This window comes from Aliidongia dinghuensis, assembly GCF_014643535.1.
GTDB lineage: Bacteria > Pseudomonadota > Alphaproteobacteria > ATCC43930 > CGMCC-115725 > Aliidongia > Aliidongia dinghuensis.
Genome location: NZ_BMJQ01000006.1, coordinates 282928 through 306450, shown reverse-complemented (window position 1 = coordinate 306450; position 23523 = coordinate 282928). Strand labels below are relative to the sequence as shown.

At 65.4% G+C, this 23523-nt stretch carries 21 protein-coding genes; 10 read left to right on the top strand and 11 right to left on the bottom strand.

Going from position 1 to position 23523, the window contains the following annotated elements; translation table 11 throughout:
- The first annotated feature begins 73 nt into the window (after positions 1-73).
- Positions 74-535, top strand: coding sequence for a hypothetical protein (locus IEY58_RS13740; RefSeq protein ID WP_189046617.1), 462 nt, complete (start codon positions 74-76; stop codon positions 533-535).
- Positions 536-546: 11 nt separating this feature from the next.
- Positions 547-837 carry a hypothetical protein gene (locus tag IEY58_RS13735; protein ID WP_189046615.1) on the top strand — a complete coding sequence of 97 codons (291 nt, stop codon included), beginning with the start codon at positions 547-549 and terminating at the stop codon, positions 835-837.
- Between the two features lie 97 nt (positions 838-934).
- Here the strand turns inward: IEY58_RS13735 and IEY58_RS13730 are convergent, their stop codons facing one another.
- The 4 genes from IEY58_RS13730 to IEY58_RS13715 form a co-directional block, all read right to left on the bottom strand.
- Entirely contained in the window at positions 935-1711 is a 777-nt protein-coding gene (locus tag IEY58_RS13730; protein WP_189046613.1) for a Crp/Fnr family transcriptional regulator, read from the bottom strand.
- Between the two features lie 478 nt (positions 1712-2189).
- On the bottom strand, positions 2190-2570 hold the full coding sequence (locus IEY58_RS13725) for a hypothetical protein (protein WP_189046611.1): 381 nt from the start codon (positions 2568-2570) through the stop codon (positions 2190-2192).
- A gap of 402 nt (positions 2571-2972) precedes the next feature.
- The gene (locus tag IEY58_RS13720) at positions 2973-3158 is read right to left on the bottom strand and encodes a hypothetical protein (RefSeq protein ID WP_189046609.1); all 186 of its coding nucleotides are present in this window, start codon (positions 3156-3158) and stop codon (positions 2973-2975) included.
- A 72-nt stretch (positions 3159-3230) separates the two neighbouring features.
- Positions 3231-3929 carry a response regulator transcription factor gene (locus IEY58_RS13715; protein WP_189046607.1) on the bottom strand — a complete coding sequence of 233 codons (699 nt, stop codon included), beginning with the start codon at positions 3927-3929 and terminating at the stop codon, positions 3231-3233.
- A 373-nt stretch (positions 3930-4302) separates the two neighbouring features.
- On the opposite strand from IEY58_RS13715, the gene IEY58_RS13710 reads away from it, so the two are divergent.
- From IEY58_RS13710 to IEY58_RS13690, 5 genes are all read left to right on the top strand, one after another.
- Complete coding sequence (locus tag IEY58_RS13710; RefSeq protein WP_189046605.1) at positions 4303-4743, top strand: hypothetical protein; 441 nt, start codon at positions 4303-4305, stop codon at positions 4741-4743.
- 79 nt (positions 4744-4822) lie between these two features.
- Entirely contained in the window at positions 4823-5116 is a 294-nt protein-coding gene (locus IEY58_RS13705) for a hypothetical protein (RefSeq protein ID WP_189046603.1), read from the top strand.
- A 73-nt stretch (positions 5117-5189) separates the two neighbouring features.
- A complete protein-coding gene (locus IEY58_RS13700; protein WP_189046601.1) occupies positions 5190-5501 on the top strand; it encodes a hypothetical protein in 312 nt (103 codons plus the stop codon).
- A gap of 187 nt (positions 5502-5688) precedes the next feature.
- Entirely contained in the window at positions 5689-6417 is a 729-nt protein-coding gene (locus IEY58_RS13695; protein ID WP_229743711.1) for a C39 family peptidase, read from the top strand.
- A 13-nt stretch (positions 6418-6430) separates the two neighbouring features.
- Positions 6431-7792 (top strand): hypothetical protein, encoded by a 1362-nt coding sequence (locus tag IEY58_RS13690; protein WP_189046599.1) that lies wholly within the window; start codon positions 6431-6433, stop codon positions 7790-7792.
- A 178-nt stretch (positions 7793-7970) separates the two neighbouring features.
- On the opposite strand, the gene IEY58_RS13685 is transcribed toward IEY58_RS13690, so the two are convergent.
- Positions 7971-8381 (bottom strand): response regulator transcription factor, encoded by a 411-nt coding sequence (locus tag IEY58_RS13685; RefSeq protein WP_189046597.1) that lies wholly within the window; start codon positions 8379-8381, stop codon positions 7971-7973.
- Positions 8382-8617: 236 nt separating this feature from the next.
- Between IEY58_RS13685 and IEY58_RS13680 the strand changes: the two genes are divergently transcribed.
- Together IEY58_RS13680 and fixJ are read left to right on the top strand one after the other, a co-directional pair.
- Complete coding sequence (locus IEY58_RS13680) at positions 8618-10096, top strand: PAS domain-containing sensor histidine kinase (RefSeq protein ID WP_189046579.1); 1479 nt, start codon at positions 8618-8620, stop codon at positions 10094-10096.
- A complete protein-coding gene (gene fixJ / locus IEY58_RS13675) occupies positions 10089-10694 on the top strand; it encodes a response regulator FixJ (RefSeq protein ID WP_189046577.1) in 606 nt (201 codons plus the stop codon). The genes IEY58_RS13680 and fixJ overlap by 8 nt, the downstream gene beginning before the upstream one ends.
- Before the next feature lie 127 nt (positions 10695-10821).
- Here fixJ and IEY58_RS13670 read toward each other — a convergent pair whose 3' ends face one another.
- Positions 10822-12117, bottom strand: coding sequence for a hypothetical protein (locus tag IEY58_RS13670; protein ID WP_189046575.1), 1296 nt, complete (start codon positions 12115-12117; stop codon positions 10822-10824).
- A 508-nt stretch (positions 12118-12625) separates the two neighbouring features.
- Here IEY58_RS13670 and IEY58_RS13665 point away from each other — a divergent pair.
- Positions 12626-13708, top strand: coding sequence for a DUF4434 domain-containing protein (locus IEY58_RS13665; RefSeq protein WP_189046573.1), 1083 nt, complete (start codon positions 12626-12628; stop codon positions 13706-13708).
- Here IEY58_RS13665 and IEY58_RS13660 read toward each other — a convergent pair.
- The 5 genes from IEY58_RS13660 to IEY58_RS13640 form a co-directional block, all read right to left on the bottom strand.
- Positions 13661-15310 carry an NfrA family protein gene (locus IEY58_RS13660; protein WP_189046571.1) on the bottom strand — a complete coding sequence of 550 codons (1650 nt, stop codon included), beginning with the start codon at positions 15308-15310 and terminating at the stop codon, positions 13661-13663. The two genes, IEY58_RS13665 and IEY58_RS13660, sit on opposite strands and share 48 nt — an antisense overlap.
- Positions 15311-15336: 26 nt before the next feature.
- Positions 15337-17472, bottom strand: a complete 2136-nt coding sequence (locus tag IEY58_RS13655; RefSeq protein ID WP_189046569.1) for a glycosyl transferase family protein — start codon at positions 17470-17472, stop codon at positions 15337-15339.
- Positions 17473-17488: 16 nt separating this feature from the next.
- Positions 17489-19732, bottom strand: coding sequence for a cellulose biosynthesis cyclic di-GMP-binding regulatory protein BcsB (locus tag IEY58_RS13650; RefSeq protein WP_189046567.1), 2244 nt, complete (start codon positions 19730-19732; stop codon positions 17489-17491).
- Positions 19733-19771: 39 nt separating this feature from the next.
- Positions 19772-20899: a non-hydrolyzing UDP-N-acetylglucosamine 2-epimerase gene (gene wecB / locus IEY58_RS13645; protein ID WP_189046565.1), complete on the bottom strand. Its 1128-nt coding sequence runs from the start codon at positions 20897-20899 to the stop codon at positions 19772-19774.
- 205 nt (positions 20900-21104) lie between these two features.
- Positions 21105-22874, bottom strand: a complete 1770-nt coding sequence (locus IEY58_RS13640) for a DUF2334 domain-containing protein (RefSeq protein WP_229743710.1) — start codon at positions 22872-22874, stop codon at positions 21105-21107.
- Positions 22875-23523: the final 649 nt, after the last annotated feature.

Here is a 23523-nt window from a genome sequence, read left to right as displayed (position 1 = left end):
ACGCGCCAACACGTAAGCAATATCCAGAATTCTGGGCTGCTGCATTTTAATATAGAGTAAAAACGTAAGAGTTGTGGGGGAATTCTTCCAAGAAATTCCCGACCATATTCCTTTGCTCGGCGTCGACAATTGGCCGAATTTCGCCGAGATGACAGAGTTTGTCGAAATGCTGAACAAGCTGTTCGTGCCGATGTTCGCGGCCACGCTGGCGCTGCAGGGGGCGTTCGTGGGCGCGGTCCTTGCCGGTACGAACGATATGAATGCGAACGGCGGGAGCGGGCCGCGCGCGGCGGGGATGGATATGTCCCTTCCACCATCGCTCGGCGCGACGGCGACAAGAGAACCCGGCGCAAGCATAGGCGTGGGCGCGAGTGCCGACGCCGGCCGCCGGCCGCATTGCCTCACGGCACTCCCGGAAGCGGCCGGCGGCTCCCTCACCGCGGCCGCCGAATCACCGCGCGCGGGATATCCGGGGCGCGGCCGTGGGCGCGACATCGGATCGGTCGCGTTCGAACGCAGCAGCGAACAATTCTGACGAGGCGCATCATGTCGATCAAATTCCTGGCGGCCGTCGTTGCCCTGGCGGCCATTGCCGGCGCCGCGCGCGCCGGCGATCGCGCGGTGCTCGACGCAAACGCGCTCGATGGCGTGACGGCAGGTGCCTTTGCCGGCTTCACGTCTCCCGAACCGCCGTTCTCTCCGGTGCTCGACCCACTCCCGTTCCGCTTGCCCTCGCCGGAGGGGGGTGGCTCGGGGACGCCCGTCACAGGCGTGTCGATCCCCATGCAGACACCGCATGCGATCGTGCCGCTGCCCGTCGGCCTGACATGGTACTGATGCGGCCCCGCGGCGTCCGCGCTCTAACTATTTGATTAGAGACGGATTCACGGGATGAGCGGATCGCCAAGCGATTCCGCTCGTTCCGATGCGGCTCCTAGCTCGCCCGGACGGCTTCCATGCGGATGATCGGCGTCGCCGCGGCCGTCGACGGGTCGAAATCGGCCTCGTGGATGAGGGTGGCGTGATCGAGGATTTCCAAGGTCCCGGCACTCAAGCGCAGGATGCCCTCCTCGCGAAACCGCCGCAGCAGCCGACAGGTATGGACATGGGTTATCGCCAGCGCGTCTGCGAGCTGGACCTGGCTCAGCGGCAGTGGCATACGGTCGCCGTCCCGGTCGGGCAGGCGCCCGCGCAGCCGGTGGAAGACGGCGACGACAAAATGCGCAAGGCGACTGCGTGCCGGCCGGCAGGCGATGTTCAGGATGTGATCATGCGCGCGGCCGAGCCGGATCGACTGGATGTCGGCCATCTTGGCGAACATCGACCGGTTGGCGTCCCCCAGCTGCCATAGGTTGGCCGGAGAAATGACGCACAGCGTCGTCTCGGTCAGGCATTCCGCAGAATGGTCGGAGATGGTCTCGTGCCCCGGCCATCCACCCAAGAGATCGCCCGGCAATGCCAGATCGAAAATATGGCGGGCCGCATTCTCCAGCGTCATCTCGAGCGCCACCCATCCGGCGAGAACGAGGAAGGCATCCTGGAGCCGCTGCCCCTGGCGGTAGATCTCCGCATGCGTGCGCAACAGCTTCGTCGCGGCGCCCGCGGCCAGGAGCGACTGCCGTGCCGGCGTGTCGACGACCAACTCTTTCTCTGCCGCTTTTATGGCGCGGGACTGCAAAAACTGCTGCGCGCCGCAAGATGGCTTCGGCATGACACGCCTTCCTACGGGCGGTGGGGCAGGATGCGAAGGTGCGGCTGCAGCATCGGCGATGCCTGTGGCCTCCGGAAGACACCGGCTGAATGCCTGGGTGTCCGCGGAGGCCGTCAAGGTACCAATAGGGCGACCTGCCCAACCAAGACGCTCAACCAGCCTCAAGATCAGAGCCCCCCGCAACCGGGAACCGCGCGGCCGGGAAACCGCGCGACAGGAAACCGCGCGACAGGAAACCACGAGCGAGCGGTCCCCGATCGCAAACATGCGTGCCTGCCGGATCCGCAGCTTCGGATCCGAATGGTCTTTCCGTCCGGTTCGCTTCTTGGTCGCGATGTCAATTATCAGTCAAATTACAGTATATCAAAATCCGGAAAAATACGTAGGGTATTCTACTGCAACTCAGTACTGAATTGATTCGAAGAAAATCGCCGAAACAACTGGAAATTGCTGCGGCCTGTTCGAATAGGTTGTGTCTCTATTTCAGCAGTGCGATGCCGAGGGCGGTGCAGTTGCAGATTGCGATGGTCCCTGTCGTCGTTTTCGAGTTGAGCGACTGGACGTAATCCGCCTGGACTTCAATCTGCGCGTTGCAGTCGGCGCCACCGCTGCCCGAGGCGGAGGCGCCCGCATGGGCGAGGCCGATCACGCCATTGAAGGTCTCGACGTCGGCGGCCCATTCGATGCCGCGCACCGGTTTGGCCCAGCGGACTTTCAGGACCTGGCCTTCGGCCGTCCGCGCCTCGATCGCCTCCGACGCGACCGCGTTGGCGCCGAAGGCGATGGCGCTGGCCCTCGGCACGAGCGTAAGGCCGGCGGCCGTGATGCCGTCGAGCTGGTCCTCGGCGAGCGGATGCACCCGGGCCGGCCCATCGGCGCTCGCGATCGACGTGCCCCCAATCGATGTGCTGGGGGGATTCGTCTGGCAGCCCGCAATGACGCAAAGAAATGGGACAACGAAAATGCCGCAGCGGGCGGAACCTTGGACTCTCGATCGTCTCGAGACCGGCGGAAAAAAGCGCCGGAACATGCTGTTCATGCCAATCTCCGCAAAATGCGATGATTGCCGGAAAGCTACGCACGAAATATGCCGCGCACGGCCGTCGGCCCCGGCGGGGCGCGGCGTCGGACTGAAACATCGTCTGATAATGATGCCACGAGCGGGATGTCGGGTCGATAGCCGGGAAGCGGCAGCACCTTTGGAGGTGAGCCGATCGCAGCGCGGCTTCGTTCGCGGTCTTTGGACGTTATGGCGGTAGAATTATGCCCGTCGGTCGGGACCGCACCATGGCTTGGTGACGGTGCTCCGTCGTTCCGGTGCGGTCCGGCCGTCGATGGTGCGTTCCGCGAAGATCGAGCCGAACCTGCCCGCCCAAAGGGCATAGACGACGGCCGCGATGCCGGCGAGCCCGCACCAGGTCAACAAAATGAGCAACAGGGTCAGCATTTCGGGGGGCCTCGTCGTGACGCGATCTCGCCGCGTTGGGGGCAGGGCCCCTCGCAACCCGCCGTCTTCCGCTCAGATCGCTTGGTGTCCGCTCGCTTGATGCCCTGTTGCCGGGGCCGCGCGGCTGGGCGTCGGCCGTGATGCGCCGGCGGGTCTTGCGGCGAGCGCCAGCTTGACGAGCTGCGGCAGGCTGTTGGCCTGCAGCTTGTGCTTGATGCGCACCCGATAGGTCTCGACCGTGCGCGGGCTGATGCCGAGCTGCAGCGCGATCTTCTTGTTCGGCAAGCCGGCGACGATCCCGTCAAGCACCGCGAGCTCCCGCGGCGTCAGGCGCGCCAGGCGCTCGTCCGCGCTCTCGATCGGCTCAAGCGGCTCCGGTTCCGGCATCAGGTGGGCCTGCAGGTTTTCGATACAGGCGGCGAGCGCCTCTTCCGAGATCGGCTTTTGCACCAGATCCACAGCCCCGGCCTGGATGGCGGCGATCGCCGTGGGCAGATCCGACTGGCCCGACATGAGCGCAGCCGGGAAGCGGGCGCTCAGGCCGTTGATCCGGCGGATCAGCACCATGCCGGCCATGTCGAGCAGGACGTCGTCGACGAGAACGCCACCCGGTGCCAGCCGGGGCAGTGCCTCCAGAAAGGCCGTGCCGCTCGCGAAGCTGCGCGTCGATATGCCGAGCGTTGCGAGCTGGTCGGCGCAGTGCGCGCGATGGCTCTCGTCGCCGTCGACAATATAGGCGCGATGGCCTGCGCTTTCGCCAAGTCGGGCCATGATCCCCCCTCCCATAACCGGTCCCCCGGGCGGGATGGCGTTGGGGGCCACGGCTCGGAGAACTCAAGGCTGGTTCGATGTGCTCGCCGCCATGATGCGGGGGGACTCTCCCTCTGTCATTAACTTGAGTTAACTCGACAGTACAACAATTCCCCTACGGGCAACCACTGACGGCCTAATACTGTCAGTGTCTAACTTGGCTTCTCATCTGAAAATCGCCGTGCAATGTATTATGTGTCGCAGGGATTGAGCAGACCCCAGCGAAAACGGCTCAATAATTCACCGGCGCATTCTCAGTATATCAAGATTATCTCTTGGGCTGAGCCGCGAGTGCCCGACAGCGCCCGGAATTGGGTGACCGAAGGGAGACAGAATGATGCAACGACCTTTACGCACGGTTCCGGCGGCGGTGGCCATGATTTCGTCGCTGGCATTCGGTCAGGTTGCCATGGCCCAACCGCGCTCGCTGAGCAACGCCGAACTCGATGGCGTCACGGCGGGCGTCACGCTGAATCAGCTCAGCGCCGCCGTCGCCCTCGGCAGTCTCTACGCGGAAGCGCAGACCAATGCGGGCGGATCCACATCCTACACGCCGCTCACCGGCGGTGGCTTCGTGGAAAGCGGGGCGATCGGCGGCACGGCCTCCGCGACCTCCAATACTGGCCAGACCGCGACACAGGCGACGACGAGTGGCTCGGTCAACGGCTATCCGCTGGTCAACACCACGGTTGGCGGCAGCGTCTCGAGTCCGACGGCGCAGGCCAGTGTCAGCTTCACTTACGTTGCCGGCGGCACTTTTTTCCTGCCTCTGTAATGCCCAAGCAAAACTCCGCCGGATAACCGGGCATTACTTGGTGAGTGAAAGTATCAACCCTGAAATGAGGAAGATCATCATGAAGAAGCTCTTTGCTGCTGCCGCGGTCTTGCCGTTCCTGTCCGGCGTCGCGCTCGCCGGTCAGCCTCAGGCCCTGAGCGCCGCGCAGATGGACGAGGTCACGGCCGGCGCGGCCGGCGGCATTCTCGTGACACTGGCAGCTTCCGCGGCCGGCTCGCTCAACGCACTCGCCGACACGGCGCTCATCGCCAGCATCGTGCAGACCCCGGTCGTCATCATGGACACGTTCGGCTCCGTCACCCTGAACAAGGGCACGGCGATGGTCACGTTCTCGTCGACCTCGTCGAACTGACGCCGGTGCAAGTCGAGACCCACAACGACACGTCGTCTCCGACGACGATGCTCACCGATAAGGACATCGCAACATGATCACGAAATTTCACTCCCTCGTCGCCGCCGGTGCGCTGCTGCTCGCGGCGGGCGCCGCCAACGCCCAGCCAGCCCAGCTGAACGACAGCCAGATGGACAACGTCACCGCCGGTGCGACCTCCATCGTCGTCGGCCTGGGCGGCGCCTTCGGCACGCTGTCGGCCGGCACTGTCGCCACGGCGATCACCCAGGTCATCGGCTCCTCGGCCTATGCGGCGGCCGAAGCCACTTCGATCGGCGCATCGCTGGGGCTCGGCGGCGGTGCAGCGGCGGTCAGCCAACTGCAGGCCGTTCTGACCAGCCCGTAAGGTCAGCCCGCGAGAAATGCTAACCCCCCTCGCGCCCCGCACTCCCCTCGTGCGGGGCGCATTTTTTTCAAAGACGCCCATCCGATCGCGCCTTGTGTGTGTATGATGCTTGCGCTTGATCTGCCTCAATACCTCCCCAAGGGCCTCGGCGCCCAAAAGAAGTGAGCAGCGGGATTTCGAGCCTGAGATGAACGGGACGGCGCAAATATCAATCGATAGGCAGCCCGCGTCGGTCGGCGCGCGCCTAGTTTCGGGCGCGCGATCCATCCTTCGGGCGATCCTGGGTGTCGGCCTGAGCTTGCTCGCCGGCACGGCTGCCGCACAGGAGATCGGCCAGGGGCCGGTCCGTTCCGTCCTCGAGATGCGGCAGCAGAGTGCGGTCGTCCAGAAGTTCGACCTGAGCTGCGGGGCGGCGGCGCTGGCTACCATCCTGCGCTATCAATTCGGCGACCCGGTCACTGAGCGCGAGGTTGCCGCCGGCCTCATCCGTCGCAAGGAATATATCGAGCATCCCGAGCTCGTGCGTGCCCGCGAGGGTTTCTCGCTGCTCGACATGAAACGCTACGTCGACGGGCGCGGCTATCGCGGCATCGGCTATGGCGGCCTCGATTTCTCGGATTTGGTCACCATGGCGCCGGTCATCGTGCCCATCAGCCCGATCGGCTACAATCATTTCGTGGTATTTCGTGGCACACTTGGTGACAAAGTATTGCTGGCCGACCCGGCATTCGGCAATCGCACCATGCCGGTCGAGAAATTCCAGCGCGTCTGGATCGATTTTCCCAAAATAGGACACGTCGGGTTCGTCGTCACGATTGCGGGAATGCCGTTCCCGCCCGGCGAACTGGCGCCACATGCAGAGGAATATATTGCTCCGGCCGACGATGCCGTGCGCGAAATTCTTTTTCATCACTGACGGGATGCCTGCCGTGCGGATCAGCATTTTCCCTTCGGATTTCCGTCTTCGTTCAGATCGCCGGGCAGGCAGGCAGGGGGCGACCGCCGCCCTGCTGCTCGGCCCCTGCGCGCTTGCCGCCTGGGCGCCCGCCGCCCGGGCGGACGATGCGACGCCGGCCAATGGGAAGAAACAACCGACGATCGAGGAACTGCAGAAGCGGCTGGACGAGCGCGATGCCGTGATCCAGGAACTGCTGCTGCGGGTGATGAAGCTCGAGCGCGCGCAGGCGCAGGCCCAGGCACAGGCCCAGGTACAGGCACAAGCGACGGGACGTGTGGCGGGTGCGGCATCGGCGCCGCCGCCGTCGCGTGCGGCGAGCGCTCCGGCTGCGGTGGCGCCAATCCCGCCCAGGCCGGCCGAAGCGGCCGCCGCCGCGCAAACGGCCGTCGAGGCGCAAGCGAGCCCGCCGCCCGCCGCTCCTGCCGCCCCGCCAACGACTGCCTCGTCGCCTCCTTCGTCGCCTCCTTCGTCGTCAGGCACTTTCGAGGTCGATCCGGAGGCGGCGGAGCATGCGCTCGAGCGCGCGCTGGTCCAGACCGGCGCGCTCCTGCTGCCGACCGGCGTCTACCAGATCGTGCCGACCGTCACCTACACGCGGCGGGAGCAGACGGTGCCCGGTCCACTCGTGCTGACGACCGACGGCCGGGCGCTGACGTCCGACATCTTCACGCAGCAGGACCAGCTCGAGACCTCTCTGCTGTTCCGCGCAGGCCTGCCGTGGGACGCGCAGGTCGACATCAATCTGCCGTACGACTATCTCACGACCTCGAACACGACCCGGGCGCTCGGCGTCGGTCTCAAGGAACAGTCGGCCACGTCATGGCTGCTGGGACAGCCGAGCATCACGCTCGACAAGTTCCTCGTGCGCGAGGGCTCGTGGCGGCCGAACCTCGTAGCCAGCGTCGGCTGGCTGTCCAACATCGGCCGGCAGAGCAACAGCACCGCGATCGGCGGCGGCTTCAACCAGGTGGCGGTCACGCTGAATGCCTCGAAGCGGCAGGATCCGCTCGTCTTTACGGGATCGTTCCGCTACGCCCATTCCTTCCCCGAAAGCAGCATCGCGCCCGGCGACACCTATACCGCCGCTACCTCGGTGCTGTTCGCGGTCAGCCCGGAAACCTCGCTGAGCGTCGGGCCGCAGCTCGAGTTCCTCGGCAAGACCGAGGCGTCGGGCGTCCGCGTGCCGGGGTCCGAGGCGGCGGTCAGCCTGTTCCAGGCCGGCCTCTTCACCAACCTGGCGCCGGGCATGGCGCTCGACATGACCGCCGGCATCGGCGCCGGCAGCCGGGCGCCGCGCTACGTGTTCCAGGTGGCCCTGCCGATCCAGTTCTGACCGCGCCTGTCCAGCCCCTTCATACCTTGCCCGCGCTCAAGGTGCGGGCGGGATGGTTCGGGCCTGTCACTTATTTTCTGGTGTTTCGCTCAAGTAAAATCGCGTATAAATTGGGGTGTATGTTTGGAAAAGAATTGCTATTACATCTCTGACGCTAAGTATTTATTGGCGACGCAATTCAGGGGTGATTGAAGAAGCGCGGATCGGCGCGACGGATATGCTCGGAAAGCGCGTTGGACAACAAGGGTTTCTCGATGATCGGCACGCCGATTGCGGCAGCGCGCTGGCGCACGGAACGTCGCGGCTGCGTGGTGATCAGCACGGCCGGCAAGCGGATCTGCCGACGCCGCAACTGGTCGAGCGCGTCGAGGCCGTTCATACCAGGCAGCCGGTAGTCCACCACCAGGCAGCCGATTTCGGGAAATTCGGCCTGCTGCACCAACTCCTCGCCGGTCGCGAACGTCTCGACAGTGAACCCGTCCAGCTCCAGGGAGAATTGCAGCGCGGCGCGCAGATCGGCGTCGTCGTCCAGGATGAACACTTTGAACGGAGGCGAGCCTGGCAAGGGAGTGGAGCCTGGACTGGACATGCTCGAGACCCCGAACAGCTGCCCCGAAGCAATGAGCCCGCCGCCCGATCGGCGGGCGCGGTTCGCGGCCACTCGAGCAACGGCGCTGCACTCCCAATCCAACCTATTGCGAAGACGAAGGAAACACAAATCCGGTATTTCCCCTAAGTACTATTCCGAAGCGCGCGCGGCGCCGAAAAAACTTATGCAGTTCAAGGCGTAGCGATGGCTTCGCGACGGCGGAGCGCGACAGTGAAATGAGCCGATGGGTGCAGGACTGGCGGATCTGGTTCGGCTACGCGATCGCCGTCCTCGGCGTCATCGCCGGCCTGGCGCTGTACCTGCTGCTCGAGCTCGCGTTCGGCGAGCGGTCGGTCTATTTGTTCCTGATCCCGGCCATCGTCGCCGCGTCGGCCCTGGGCGGCTTCCGGCCTGGACTGCTCGCGACCCTGCTCTCGCTGATCGCCGTAGTCGAGACGACCTTTCCGGCGGACCAGCCGGTCGTCATGGGCGACGTGGCGAGCGTCGCCGTGTTTGCCGGCATCAGCAGCGCCATCATGGGCGTCGGATCCTGGCTGCAGCGGACCCGGCAGCAACTGATCGTCATCAACCGGTCGCTCAGGGAAAGCGAGATGCATCTGCAGACGCTCCTGCAGACGATACCGGTCGCGATGATCGTGACCGACGAGCGCGGGCTGATCCGTTCCTTCAGCCATGCGGCCGAGGACCTGTTCGGCTGGGCCGCCGGCGAAGTCCTCGGCCGTAACGCCAACCTGCTGATGCCGGCACGGGACCGCGAGACCCACGACGGCTATCTCGACCAGTACGAGCGTTCGGACGACCGACGGACGACCGGCACCGACCGTATCGTCATGGGCGAGCGCAAGAACGGCTCGACCTTCCCCATGGAGCTGACGATCAGCGAAGCGCTGACGGACAAGGGGCGCTTCTTTACCGGGTTCGTGCGCGACCTGACGGAACGGCATCGCTCGGAAGCCCGCCTGCAGGAACTGCAGTCCGAGCTCGTTCGCGTATCGCGCGTGACCGCCATGGGCGAGATGGCCTCGGCTATCGCCCACGAGCTGAACCAACCGCTGTCGGCGATCGCCAATTATCTGAAGGGTGCGGCACACCTGCTCAGCGAGCCGGACATACCGCGTGAGCGGCTCGCGGGCGCGCTCGAGAAGGCGGGGGCGCAGGCGCTCAGGGCCGGGCATATCATCCGCCGCCTGCGCGAATTCCTGGCCCGCGGCGAAACGGAGCGGCGGATCGAGAGCCTCTCGCAACTGATAGATGACGTCGGCGAGCTCGCCTTGGTCGGCGCCAAGGAGCGCGGTATAACGGTAAGGCGAAACTACGATCCCTCCACCGATCTCGTGCTCGCCGACCGGGTCCAGATCCAGCAGGTGGTGACCAATCTGCTGCGGAATTCCTTCGATGCGATGGAGGGGAGCCTGAACAAGGAATTGACGATCTCGGTCGAGCGCGTCGGCCCGGAACTGGCCCAGGTCAGCGTCGCGGATACCGGCCCCGGCATCGACTCGGAGGTGATCGACACCCTGTTCCAACCCTTCGTCACGACGAAGGCCAACGGCATGGGCGTCGGCCTCTCCATTTCGCGGACGATCGTCGAAAGCCACGGCGGCCGCATCTGGGCGGAGGCGACGCCCGGGGGCGGTGCCACATTCCGCTTCACGTTGCGAAGCGTCGAGAGGGAGGAAGACGGACGTGATTGACGGTGTGGTCCACGTGATCGACGACGACGAGGCCGTCAGGGATTCGCTTCGGTTCATGCTGGAGGCGGCGCGCTTCGACGTCCATACCTACGAGTCGGCGACCGCCTTTCTCGAGCTGCTGCCGATGCCTGCCACCGGTTGCATCGTAACCGACGTGCGAATGGCCGACACGAACGGGCTCGAGCTGATCCGGCATTTGAAGCGACGAGGCGCCGGCCGGCCGGTGATCGTCATCACCGGCCATGCCGACGTGCCGCTGGCGGTGGAAGCGATGAAGGCCGGCGTCGTCGATTTCATCGAAAAGCCGTTCGACGAGGAGCGGCTCATCGGCTCCATCCGGTCGGCCTTGAACGGTGAGGGCCGTCTCGTCGAGACCGATTCGCCTGAGGCGATCCGCGCTCGCCTCGTCGCCCTTTCCGCCCGCGAACGGGACGTGCTCGACGGCGTGGTCAGCGGGCGCTCGAACAAGGTGATCGCGTTCCAGCTCGGCATCAGCCCGCGCACTGTCGAGGTCTATCGGGCGAACCTGATGAGCAAGATGCAGGCGGGCAGCCTGTCCGAACTTGTCCGGATGGCGCTGCTCGCCGAACGGCATTGAGCCGTCTTCGTTCCTATAACGAGTACACGGTCGCACTGGCGGTGCCCAGCCAATGCGACCGTGCTCGAGGACCACGTCCGCAGCCTCGTCGCGCAAGGCGACGAGTCCGCGGACGCCCCCCTCCCCCTTAGAACGCGCCCGTGACGCCGGCGCGGATGGCACCGGTGAGCTGCGGGTCGGACAGGGTATCCTCGGCGAAGTACCACCAGAAGCCACCGCCGACGCCGAACGAATAGCCGAGGCTCGCCGAGTAGTACTGGTTCGCGACCGCGCGGCGGGTCGAGGTCGTCGGGTTGTTCGGCGAGATCGCCCACCAGGCCTGCGACGTGTCGGGCGACCAGTAGCCGAGCTCACCCAGACCGATCTTCTGGTTCGGGAATTCCGTGTGCAGCTCGTTCATGATCTGGTCGAATGCCAGGCCCATGGGCGCATCCTCGACATAGGTCGACAGCAGCACGACGTTGATCAGGTTGCGCGTCGAGGCCGGCAGGTTGGCGCGGGCCCAGTTGAACGTCGACCACTCGGGCGCGTCGGTGCCGATCTGCCAGTAGAGCGTCAGGACACGCTGGGCCTTGGGTGCGGCGGCTGCGACGTAGGACGCGGTGGCGGCGATCTTCTGGCCCATGCCCGAGCCCAGCCAGCTGCCGTTGACCTCGTTGCCGATCTCCCACGCATCCATATTCGGGAATGCCTGGATGTAGGTCTGGAAGCGGGCGACATAGGCCGACTGCGAGAAGCTGGCGGCTTCCGAGGAATCGATCGGCTGGCCGAGGACCTTCAGGCCCGCGGCATGGGCCGCGTTGACAGCCTCGGTGTAGTCGGACGGCTGAGCGCTCGGATCGAACACCATGCGGACCCAGCCGTGCGGCGTCGCCACGGTGGCGTTCGACACCGTGGTCGAGACGTTGTCGGTCGTGTCGAACGTGGTGCCGAGCCAGGTGGCGCTCCGCCCCGTCATGGCGTGGCCGTACTCGGACAGCATCAGGTCGTTGGCGATATGCGCCTGGTCGAGCGCCAGCTGGCCGTACTTGCCGCGCGTCGACTGCGCGGACGACGCGGTCGCCTGCTGCAGATCGGCGCTCATTGCGCTGTAGGCGGTCTTGAACGCGGCCGACGGCTGATAGGTCGGCCGGGCGGCCAGTGCTGCCACGAGCCGGCGCGAGGAGTCGAGGGCGGCCTGATAGGTGAAGTTCACCGTCCCGCCGTTGGAGAAGCCCTTGCCGCCGTTGTCGACGATCAGCGTCGAGTAACCGCGCGTGGTCGGCCAGTTGAGCGAGAGGGCTGCCGGCTCAGAGATCGTGTCGAAGGCCAGGCCCTGGTTCGTGTCATAGAGCGGCGTTTCTTCGAGGTCCTGCAGGTTGGTCGGATTGACCAGCGCGTCGCCGTCCCAGCCGGCATTGTTGTTGTTGAGGATGTTGCGCACGCTCGCCGACGACAGCGCGTTGCCGTTCCGGTCGAAGAACAGAAACGTGACGGTGCCGGAGGCGAAAGCCGTGCTGGCCTGAGCGAACGTCAGTGCCGTCGCGCCAATGAATAAAAATTTAGATAAATTTAATTTTAATTTCTTTTTCTCAGATAATACTTGCGAACCACCCAAGATTGTGCGAAATCGTGTAAGTAACATAGCGAGATTTCCTCCACGAGAAGACGAAAGCGCGCCGTTTATACGGAATATATTCTGGAACCGTGTGGCATTTTTGGTCTAAAAAGCGAAGTATTTGTATATAATGATATTTTATGCTGATTCTATGCTTAGAATCAGTGGGATGCGCCGTAGCGGGGTATGGGCGATTTGAGCCCGAATCGGCCGGGAGGGGGAACGAGCGATCCGGTTGAAGGCGATCGCCCTCGGAAAATGATGGGTCTGGCGGCCCCGCGATGTAGCATGATCGACCGGCGCGAGCCGAAGCGCCGGTCGAGGAGCATGTGAGGTGACCGTTCGCGGGGAATCGATGCTGAGCCGTCGGCGATTCACGCTGTGGCTGGCGCTTGCGGCGGCCGGACTGGCGAGCCGCGACGCGCCGGTTGCCGACTGGCTGCCCGCGCGGCTCGACGGTTCCTTCTTCCAGCCGTGGCGCGCCGATTTCGACGACCTGGCGATCTGGCCTGCACGGTTCGACCTGCTGCGGCACCTCGGCTGTCAGCAGCTGATCCTGCAATGGGTGGATTACGTGGACGGCACCGACCGGTTCGCCGCCTCAGCCGATACTCTCGACCGTCTGCTGGATCTGGCGGCGGCTCGGGGCCTAGCCCTCAGGATCGGCTTGCCGTTCGACAATGGATATTGGGCGGCCGCCGCTGCCGACGAGCCGAAGATGGACGCCCATCTCAAGGCGGTGCTGACCCGCCAGACGCGGCATATCGAAACTGCGTCCTATGCCCAGCACCCGGCATTCGCCGGCTGGTACCTGCCGCAAGAGCTCGACGACTATACCTGGCGGCGGTCCGGCTTCCTCGACCGTCTGCTCGACTACCTGTCGACGATCACGGCCGCGGTCGCCGGTCACGACGACCGCCTGCTGGCGGTTTCGACCTTCCATTCGGCCTTCGCGGCCAGCGGGGTCTGGCCGGACCTGTGGTCCGCGATCCTCCAGCGGGTGGCCCTCGTACCGCTGATCCAGGACGGTGCCGGTGTCGCAGCACCGACAGGTGAGGAGCACTCGGCCGCATCGGCGCAACTCGCGGAGCGGCTTCGGGCGGATGCCAAGCCGTTTGAGCTCATCATCGAACTGTTCGAGCAGTTGGATCGGGACGACGGCCGCGCCCAACAGCCGTTCACCGCCCGCGCGGCGTCGTTCGCCCGCGTGCGGACGCAGCTCGAGCGCGCGGTGGACCTGGGTCCCGGCCGCATCCTGGGCTTTGCCGTTGATCCCTACATGACCGACCGTGTCGCGGGCGGGAAGGCGCTGCGCCGGGCCTATCTCCTCGCCGCCCGCGATCCGCGGACCGCCCGCGTCGAAGACGGCTCAGAACGACAGCGTCAGCTGCAGCACGATGCCGCCAAGCCGGCCTGAGCCCGTCGCGTTGAAGCGGTACGCGAGATCGAGTTCGGCGAAGCTCGCCGGCGCGCGATAGGTCGTCTCGCGGAACCAGTAGCGCACGCCGATGCCGGGCCCGGCAGCCACCGCGGTCCGGCGATATTGCGCGCCGTCGTATTCGGCCGCGAGATCGAGGAAGCCCGTGCCGATGAGATTGGGCGAGGTGTCGAGCAGCGAGGTCGCCTCGCCGTAGCGCCCCTCGCCGTTGGCCGCGAAGCGGCGCTGGTGGAGGTAGTAGTCGGTCTCGACGTAGTATTGCGACGTCGGCCAGTAACGGCGCACCGGCTCGACCTCGAGGCCGAAGCCGCCGGATGTGGCGCCGCGGAACAGCCAGTCCTTGAGCGCGCCGTGCTCGACCGGCACGAGCTTCTCCGCCGCGATCACGATGTTCTCGGTCGAGAACGGCTTCACCCGCGTGCCGAATGCGGCCTGGGTCGAGGTGGTGGACGAGGTGCCCGCAGACGTCTGGTCGACCGCGTTGACGCCGATGCGCGCGTAGACCTGCAGGCTGTTGTTCAGGATCGGCGGTTGCCAATAGGCTTCCGTGATGGCCTGGCCCACCGTGCCATTGTCGGCGTTGTCGCGGCCGCCGCGAAAGGTGAAGCTGCCGTTGACGCCCCAGCTGCGCGAGAGCGTGTCGACTTCGCGCCGGAGGCCGAAGATGGTCCTTGTATCCGTCTCGGACTGCGTGCCGCTCGCAAGGCGCTCCTCGAGCCCGCGCTGGAAGAAATTGATCGCTTCCTCGTTCCGGCCGAGCCGCTTCGCCGCATAGCCGAAATCGACCGCGTTGGCCGGCTTGAGATCGGCGCCGCACGGGCCCTCGACATAGGTGAGCGCGTCGGCATCGTCGCCGACACGCATCATGAGATAGGCGATGTCGATGTCGCACGGTGCGCCGGCGACGTTGAGCGCCGGCAACAGCCGCTTGACCGAGTCGAGATCGCCGCGCTCGGAGTCGGCTTCCGCCTGGCCCTTCAGCGCCTGAAGCCGGTTCTCGTCGTTGGGCGCGGTCCGGGCAGCGATCGCGAAGGCGGCCGAGGCGTCGTCGTTGCGCTTGAGGCTGAACAGCGCGTAGCCGCGGCGGATCGCGACCGGGTAGCTCGCCTCACCCGCGAGCGGCTCGAGTGCGTCCAGCACCTTTTGCGGCTGTTTGCCGGCTGACGCCGCGTCGGCCTCGGCAAGGCGCAGCTTGCGCACGTCCTCGTCTGACTGGCCGGGGACGGCGAGGGCGCGGGCGAAATCGGCGACGGCCGCGTCATAGTCGTTGAGCGCATTGTCGAGATAGCCGCGGGTCGTCAAGGCGCCGGCATCCGGCGGCGCCCCGGCGAGCGACGCGTCGAGGACGCGCCGGGCCTCGTCGAGCTTGTTCTCGCGGCGCAGCACCTCCACCAGCAGGAGCGCCGTGCTGCGGCTGTCGGGGCGCAAGCCATAGGCGAGGCGCGCCTCGCGCTCGGCCGTAGGCAGGTCCTTGGCGTCGAGGGCCTTATAGACCGCGGCCGCATGCTGATAGGCTTCGCCGGTCAAGGGGGGCTCTGAGCCGAGCGCTGTGCCGGCAAGCAGAGGCAGGAGGAGCAGCATTCCCACCCCGCGTCGAACCAGGTGCTTCATGCCGCTGTGCTCTCCGGGTTGTTGACCAACTCTGGCGCGAAGCCGTTTTGTCGTTCGAGCGCTGCTTGAAGATCTTCGGCGTCAATTCTGCCGTGTGCAATCAAAAACTGGCCGAAGCGGCCGTCGCGCGCCGGCTCGTACCGGTCGAGCGCCTCCGACAGGTCCTGGCGACGGAGCGCGCCCATCTCGATGAGCAGGTCGCCCAGCAACGGCGGGGCGGCCGTGGGTTCTAGCGCCGGCTGCTGGACGATCCCGGTCACGAGCCTGAGGCCGTCGGCGATGTCGCTCTCTCGCACGATGGAGACAAGCGGCGGCTGACCGGCCTGCGCGGCCGCCGCCTCCAGCACCGCGGTGTCGGGCGGACCGGCGGCCAACAGGTGCAGGCCACCGGTCGGCGCGTCACCAGCCACCAGTACGCGGTGGCGGATGACGAGTGGCAGCGGCAGCCGCTCGCTATGGGCGAGCACGGCATCCTGATCGAATTCCGCTCGCGGCAGGCCGTGCTGGTAGGCGAGCGCGTCGGCCAGCGCATCCTCGCGCAGCCATCCCTCGCGCAGCAGCACCCGGCCGAGCGGTTCGCCCAACTCCGTCTGCCGGGCGAGCGCCTCGTCGATCTGCGCCTGGTCGATCGCCTTCCAGGCGAGCAGCACCTCGCCCAGGCGCTTGCGCGTCTCTTGCAGCTGCTCCATCGACGGATAGGCGTGGTCGGTCTTGTCCCAGGTCAGTTTCCGCCCGCCGATGACATGCACGACGAAGAGTTTCCAGGCGCGCATCGTGGCATTGAAATTGATGAGGTTATTGACCAGCAGGCGCGGCACGGTCATGACGCCCTGCCACAAACCGTAGAAGCGCGAGACGAAATAGAAGCGCTGGCCGATCCGATTGCACAGCAAGAGAAAATTGAAGGCGAGCAGCATCTGGATCCATTCGTGCGACGCGATCATGCTCGAATAGGTCATGAGGTTTGGGTCGTACCAACGGACGAGCCCGATCAGCACGAAATTGAGCAGGATGAAATAGGCGAGGATCGTGACGACAGACGTGACGACGCCCTTGCGGTCGCGGACCAGCATGTAGCGGCTGCGCCAGTCGCCCTTCCAGGCCATCTCCAGCCAGCCCTGGAACACGATGCCGACAATCCAGCGCGCGCGCTGGCGATAGGCGGCGCGATATTTGTCGGGAAAGAATTCGCGCACGGCCACATAGCTGTCGACCGACACCTCGCGCTCCCGGCCGGTCAGGAAATGGCGGCGGCGCACCTTGTATTCGATCGGGAAGCGCACGAAGACCTGGCTCATGTGGAGCTTGGCGAGGCGGTAGCTGAAGTCGTAGTCCTCGGTCAGGGTGTCGGTGTTGAACGGCTGGTTGTTGGTCTCCGCCGAGAGCGCCGCCATCGCGCGGTGGCTGAAGCAGGTGCCGACGCCGGCGCTCGGCACCTGGCCGGTGAAGCTTTCGCGGACGACCAGGTCCTTGGAATGCCACTCGGCGAAATCGTCCATGTAGGTGCCGGCCACCAGCTCGTGCCACTGGCGGTCGAGCGACAGGACGGGCAGCTGGATCAGGTCCTTGCGCGGCAGCAGGTAGTTGTAGAGCTTGAGCTCGAGCGGATCGATCACGTCCTCGCTGTCGTGCAGGACGATGCCGGCGAATTCGATCGCATGGGTGCGCTCGTTCAGAAAGATCGCCTGGATGATCCAGTTGAGGCAGTCGGCCTTGCAGGTCGGGCCGTCGTGCGGCACGGAGACGTGCACGACCTGCTTGTAGCGCCGCGCCATGCGGTCGACGATCTCGCCGGTCGCCGGGTCGTTCGGATAGGTGCCGCAGAAGATCTTGAAGTTCGAATATTCCAGCGTCGCGACGCTGTTCTCGATCATCTGCGCGATGACGGCGGATTCCTGCCAGGCCGGCACCATGATCGCGATCGCCTGCTCCGGCGGCCTTCTCAGCGCCTCGATCGGCAGCGGCTTGATGCGCCGGGCGAGAAAGGTCGCGCGATAGGCTTCGCGCACCCAGAAATAGGCGTCGATGAATGCGTCGTCGATGCCGCTCACGATGATGATGATGGCGGTCAGCACCGTCAGCCATTCAAGCGCCGCGACGTAATGGGCGAGAAGGAAGCCGTTCGAGAACATGGCGAGGGCGCCCCGCCTAGCCGCCGGACTTCCGCCGCTTGCGATGCACGACCACCGCCCGGATGAGCCGCATCACGATGAGCGCCGACAGCAGGCCGAGCCCGGACAGGATCCAGGGCTGGTAGCGGAAGAACACGGCTGACGGCGCATAGATCGCCTGGCGCAGCGCGGCCTGGTACTGGTCGGTGCCGCCGAGCTCGGCGATCAGGCCCTGGCGGTCGACGAGCGCAAGGTCGCCGTTCGACAGGCTCGGCAGCTGGATCTCGGGCAGGGCGCCCGAGGGGGGGGTGTCGACGGCGACGCCCGGCTGGTTCGCATAGTCGACGATCTGGGCCAGGACCATGTCGGCGGTTCCGGCGGCGCTCACGACAGGCTTGCCGTCGCTCGTCGCGACCGCGAGGCCGTGGCTGTCGAGCGTCGCACGCTTCACCACGCCCATAAGCTCGTGGTCGAACGCGACGAAGGCGTCGTCGGGCTGAAAGAGCGTGTTCTCGTCCAGCACTGCGAGCCGGATGGATTGCGGCGTGAAGCCGAGGGCGACCAGGAATTTCTCGACGAGCGGCAGGCTGGCCAGCGGATGGGTCAGGTAGCGCTGAGGAACGGCGACGATGCCACGCCGGGCGAAACGAGGTTCGAGCGCGAAGAACTGGTTCTTGATCTGGCGCTCGCTCAGCACGAGCCGGCTGGTCGGCAGCATCTGGGCGGGAAAGCCGCGCGGCGCCAGGCGGCAGTCGCCGGCGGCGCCGGCGCGCTGGATCGAGACCTTGAGCGTGTTGTTGGCCCGCAGCACATAGGGCGGGATCTGGGCGATCATGCGCGTGACGCCGCCGCTTGCGACCTTCTCCGCGCGCAGCAGCGTGTCGTTCAGGCTGACGCTCGCGACCGGCGCCGTGTCGGCGGGATCCGGCGCCACCGTCATCTCGAGCTCGACGGCACTGGGCCAGCGGTCGGTCGGCAATTGAGCCGTGGTGAACGACACCTGCCAGTCGCCGCGATCGACGATGTCCTGGCGTGCCAGCGCGCTGCCCAACTGGGTGAGCGGAATCCAGTTGGCCCCGGTGTCGCTGCCGCCGACACTCCGGATGTCGAGGCTGCTTGACCGGGCGAGCCGGGTCCAGGGGCTGCCGAGGAGCGCGGCGGCGACCGGCGCCGTGTCGGCGTCGAGGGCGATGACCGGCTGGCCCAGCACCTGGTGCAGGCTCAGGTTCTCGCCCGGCTCGCGCACCGTCGGATCGGCGTTGACGGCCTTGAGCCACGCGTCGAGCGCCCTGGCGGCCGCCGGGTTCTCTGGCTGCAGGCTGGCCTTGAGCTCGTCGAGGTCGGTCGCGACGAGTGCTCCGAACCAGCCGTCGCCGACCACCAGATCGGCAAGCTGCTGGTTGGCGAGGACGCGCAGGATCATGTAGGCGCCGCGCGTCGCCGGGGCGTCGAGCCGCACGGTGCCGATGGCGTTGGCGAACTTGCGGAAGACCGGAAGTGCTGCGAGCGCCGGCGGTACCGAAAGTCCGGCGACGGAGACGCTGTCGCCGATGGCCGGCAGATTGGCGAAGACGGCGTCCCGGCCGGCGGCACGGAGCGCCAGCGCGATCCGGATTGCGGCGTCATACTGCACCGGCCCCATCTCGCCCGGGGGCAGCAGCACGACGGGGCGATTCGGCAGGACGCTCCAGGCGGTCCGCACGTCGCGGATCTCGGACAGGGCCAGATGATATGTCAGCGCGGTTTCGGGCGCGATGCTGGCGCCGTTGCCGATCGCGCGCTCGTCGGTGCAGCGGTCCGTCGTCACGACCGAGGCGAAGCGCATGTCGACCTGCACGAAGCCGTCCGAATGGGTCCCAAGGGAAATCGGGATATGCTCGCTGATGACACCGCTTCCGGCGTCGAGCGGGCGGGCGACGACCGGGTTGCCGTCGATATCGACGACGAACGTCGTCCGGCCCGGTGTCGGCTGCAGATATTGGCCGACCAGGTCGAGGACCGCCGCCTCGATATGGGCGCCGCGCGGCACCGGCAAGAAGAACTGCCGCTCGGCACTGCTGCCTGTGAGGTCGATGGCCGAGGTGAAACCGAGATCGGCGAGCGCCACCCGCCGCACGATCTCCGGCCCTGCCACGCGCGGCAGGAAGAAGTCGGCCGCCGAGGCGGCCTCGGCTGGCGGTCGGGCGGCGGATGGCCCGGCCGCGGCGGCGAGCAAAGGCGCAATGCTTGCGATGAGCAGGAAGCGCCGAATGCGCGCTGACGGAATGGTGCCCAGGGTCATTGGAACGTTCCCCGCAAGAGGCTCATCGTGCAAGCCGCCTCAGAGATGCGCCGTCACGACAGCATCGGCGATGCGCGGGGCGGCATGCCCATCGCCGAACGGATTGTGCGCGCGCGCCATGGCGTCGTAGGCGCACGGATCGTCGAGCAGTTCCGACACGGCGTCGACCAGGCGGTCGGCATCGCTACCGATGAGGCGCGCGGTGCCGGCGGCGACCGCTTCGGGCCGTTCCGTCACGTCCCGCGTCACGAGCACGGGGCGGCCGAGTGCCGGGGCTTCCTCCTGGATGCCGCCGGAGTCGGTCACGATGAGCGAGGCCCGCTGCATCAGATAGACGAACTGGTGGTACTCGAGCGGGTCGATCAGGAACACGTTCGACAGGTCGCCGAGGATGCGCCGCGCCGGCTCCTGGACGTTCGGGTTCAGATGAACCGGATAGACGACCTGGATGTCGGGGCGGGTGGCGATCCGCGCCAGGCCCTCGAAGGTCGATACCATCCGCGTGCCGAAATTCTCGCGGCGATGGCCGGTCACGACGATGAGTCGCTTGTTCGAATTGAGGAACGGGAAGGCGCTCGCGCATTCGTCCCGGAAGGCGGGATCGCGATCGAAGCGCTGGGTCACCTCCAGAAGCGCGTCGATGCCGGTGTTGCCGGTCACGAAGACGCGGTCTTGCGGCACCCCTTCGCTGAGCAGGTTCTCTCTCGACGTGGTCGTGGGCGCGAAATGCAGGTCGGAGAGGACGGTCGTCATCCGCCGGTTGGCCTCTTCCGGCCACGGCGCCATGATGTCGCCCGTGCGCAGGCCTGCCTCGATGTGGCCGACCGCGACCTTGCGGTAGAAGGCGGCGAGTGCGCCGGCAAGGGTCGTGGTCGTGTCGCCCTGGACGAGGATGCGGTGCGGGGCGAAATCGGCGATGACCCGGTCGAGCGCGCCCAGCGCCCTCGCCGTCAGTTCCTGAAGGTTGGGCTTGCCGTTGATCAGGCCCAGGTCATAGTCCGGTTCCATGTCGAACAGGTGCAGGACCTGGTCGAGCATTTCCCGGTGCTGGCCGGTGACGCAGATGCGCGTCTCGACATCGGGGACGGCGCGAAACGCTCGGACGACGGGAGCCATTTTGATCGCTTCCGGTCGGGTTCCGAAGACAATTAGCGTGCGTAATTTCATGGCTCACCTGTACGAACTGCGTTTATTCGTGTGGTTGCCTAAATAACGGGGCGCAAAAGATGCCCTTCGCCCAGTTTTGGACGATGAAAATCTCTATCCAGAATTGTTATTCTCTCCCACTTATAATGTTCTGGCTGCGCTCCCGTTGTTTCTGTTATACGCGTCTGCCGTAAAGGTGCTTGCCAGCAGAGGTTGCCTGAACGCTTTACAGGCTGCCGGGCGCCACGAAGGTGTAGCCCATGTCCTTCAGGCCCGTGACGGTGTCCTGGAGGTAGCTGAGGCTGTCGGACGGGTGATAGAAGAAGCTCGCAAACCCGTCGCGCACGACCAGGTTGCGCTGCGCATCCGCCAGGATGTCCGCGGGCTGGCGCGCCGGGAAGATCTCGAACGCCTGGGGCTCGATGCCGCCGAGATTGTCGGGCAGGACCTTGCCGCCGTAGACGTCGCGGACGACGTAGGGGAAATACTGGCCGACGATCCGGGTATAGTCGGTCGGCGCTCCGGTCAAGAGGCCGCTGAAATAGAGCGACCGCTCGGCGCGCGCCTTGAAGATCGAGTTCGCCACCTCATAGTCGGTCGCCGAGGCGGCATAGCCGGGGAACGTGACGAACGACGGGAAAGCGAGCCCTGCGTTCCTCAGATCCGTTGCCGCCGATGAGAAGCGGCCCATGGCCCAGGCCTTGGAATCCGGCGGCAGCGGCCCCTGGTAGTTGAGCGTGAGATCCGAATTCTGTGTCACCCGATAGAATTCGAAATCGTCGCCCGTCACCGCGGTGAAGGGGTTCGCGATATTCGAATATTGGTGGGTCCAGCCATGGTTGATCATGGCCCCGCCCTTGGTCAGCATGTATTTGAACGCGCTGGCCACGGCCGGCATGGAGGCGAGCGGAATATTCTGCGGCACGCCGCCGGTGTAGGCGCCGTTCGGGTCGAGGTAGCGCGGAATGACCTGGAAGCCGAACGGCACGCCCTGGCTCGCGAGATAATCGGCGGCGGCGCGCAGCTGAGTGGGGTCGTAGGTCGGATCGATGTCCTCGAGCCGCACGAGGGCCCGATGCTGGGTCGGCGTGGCTGGCGCCAGCGCGTCGAACAGCAGGTCGCAGAACGCGATGTACCGGTCGCCCTCCGAGATATAGACGAGCGGGTTCTCGCCGATATAGGTGAGGTTGCCGGAACGGAGCGCCCACGGGAACGTCGTGCTGTCGGAGCGCACGCAGGTCGCGAGCACGCTCACGTTCGAGCCGACCACGGCGTAGTTCATGATGCCGGCGCCGTTCGGAGAATAGCGCTTCAGCTGCTGGCCCTTGTAGTTGACCTGCGCCACCGTCGAGAAATCGAAGCCGGACCAGTTCCAGCCGTATTGCGCCGTGAAGTTCGCGGCCTGTGCAGTCAATTGCCAGATATTGTCATAAGCCCAGATGACCGGCTGGGTCGTTGCCAGCACGTCATTCAGGAATGCAGTTGGGATCGGTTCGCCGTAAGTCGAGCCGATGTAGATCGTGCAGGAATATTGGTTGAGCATGCCGGACGTGTATTTGACGACCGGGACGGCGGTCCAAGTGCCGAAATGGCTCGCCAGGTTGGCGACCATGATGGCGTAGAGCTCGCCGAGCCAACCCCATGTATTCGTCGTGTCATAGAGGATGAGCGTCGACGGCGTCGTGCCGGCGGCCGTCGTGGCGAGCGGTGCTGCGAGGGTCGACAAGGTCGACCTGGTCGACTGCACCGTGTTCGTGACGAGAGCCGCACCGCTGCGCACGGTGTTGCTTACCGGCCGCGGACTCGAGAGCGGTCCGCCGATCGGCCGCAGGAAGGGGTTGTGCTTGTAGTCGAGCGCGGCATAGGTCGGCCGCGTCCGCGGCCTGCTCCCTTGCTTCGCCGCCTCGGCGACGCCGTGCGGCAATGCGGCTCCGGCGAGGGTTGCCCCACCGGATAAAAGCACGAAGCGTCGGGAAAGAGACTTGTCTCGTGCCATGAATTTTCTCCCCATGTGCTGTTGCTTCAATGGGAATGGCGGGCGAGACGACCACCAAACGCCAGCGGGTGCTTGTCCCGCTGGAAAGCTGCTTCGGCTTACCGCTAGAGTTCGGCTTTGCGATACCCTGCGAATTATTGTAATCGCCTTCCGTACCTTTTGTCTCAAATAAATTTTTCCCAATCAACTAGTAATTGCTCGTATATATGTCGAGACCATTGCGCGTTGTTCAAATTATTTATACGTAAGTATTTTGCGCATATTTACTTTTCGCGGAAAATTTGGTACAATTTTCTGCCAGTTATATTTGTTTTAATCTTTTATTAAGCAATTTATACGAGCGCTTCCGGCGCAAATACGGGTTGAGCTGCGACGTTGCTGATGCGTGCGCGGCCCGCTTGGTTGGGTCGACAGGTTCTTGGCCCTTGGTCCATGGCGCGTTTCGGACGCGCCGGGCGGAAGCGGCAAGCAATCGTCACACGTGCGGTGCGGGTCAGTCGGGTTTCGACGACAATGAGTGTGCGTATTTCCATGGCGCACCTGAATGAACGCAGTTGATTTGGGTCGAGGCCCAAGTAACGCGCGCAAACGCCGTCGTTCGCCCGCCTTGGGCCAACAAAACTCCCTTCCATCGATTTTGTTTTGCTGT

Bases quoted from the DNA above. Each gene is read 5' to 3' on its own strand.
- IEY58_RS13735 (WP_189046615.1), top strand. From the start codon at position 547: ATGTCGATCAAATTCCTGGCGGCCGTCGTTGCCCTGGCGGCCATTGCC.
- IEY58_RS13730 (WP_189046613.1), bottom strand. From the start codon at position 1,711: ATGCCGAAGCCATCTTGCGGCGCGCAGCAGTTTTTGCAGTCCCGCGCC.
- IEY58_RS13720 (WP_189046609.1), bottom strand. From the start codon at position 3,158: ATGCTGACCCTGTTGCTCATTTTGTTGACCTGGTGCGGGCTCGCCGGC.
- IEY58_RS13715 (WP_189046607.1), bottom strand. From the start codon at position 3,929: ATGGCCCGACTTGGCGAAAGCGCAGGCCATCGCGCCTATATTGTCGAC.
- IEY58_RS13710 (WP_189046605.1), top strand. From the start codon at position 4,303: ATGATGCAACGACCTTTACGCACGGTTCCGGCGGCGGTGGCCATGATT.
- IEY58_RS13705 (WP_189046603.1), top strand. From the start codon at position 4,823: ATGAAGAAGCTCTTTGCTGCTGCCGCGGTCTTGCCGTTCCTGTCCGGC.
- IEY58_RS13700 (WP_189046601.1), top strand. From the start codon at position 5,190: ATGATCACGAAATTTCACTCCCTCGTCGCCGCCGGTGCGCTGCTGCTC.
- IEY58_RS13695 (WP_229743711.1), top strand. From the start codon at position 5,689: ATGAACGGGACGGCGCAAATATCAATCGATAGGCAGCCCGCGTCGGTC.
- IEY58_RS13685 (WP_189046597.1), bottom strand. From the start codon at position 8,381: ATGTCCAGTCCAGGCTCCACTCCCTTGCCAGGCTCGCCTCCGTTCAAA.
- IEY58_RS13680 (WP_189046579.1), top strand. From the start codon at position 8,618: ATGAGCCGATGGGTGCAGGACTGGCGGATCTGGTTCGGCTACGCGATC.
- IEY58_RS13660 (WP_189046571.1), bottom strand. From the start codon at position 15,310: ATGCTGCTCCTCCTGCCTCTGCTTGCCGGCACAGCGCTCGGCTCAGAG.
- IEY58_RS13655 (WP_189046569.1), bottom strand. From the start codon at position 17,472: ATGTTCTCGAACGGCTTCCTTCTCGCCCATTACGTCGCGGCGCTTGAA.
- IEY58_RS13650 (WP_189046567.1), bottom strand. From the start codon at position 19,732: ATGACCCTGGGCACCATTCCGTCAGCGCGCATTCGGCGCTTCCTGCTC.
- wecB (WP_189046565.1), bottom strand. From the start codon at position 20,899: ATGAAATTACGCACGCTAATTGTCTTCGGAACCCGACCGGAAGCGATC.
- IEY58_RS13640 (WP_229743710.1), bottom strand. From the start codon at position 22,874: ATGGCACGAGACAAGTCTCTTTCCCGACGCTTCGTGCTTTTATCCGGT.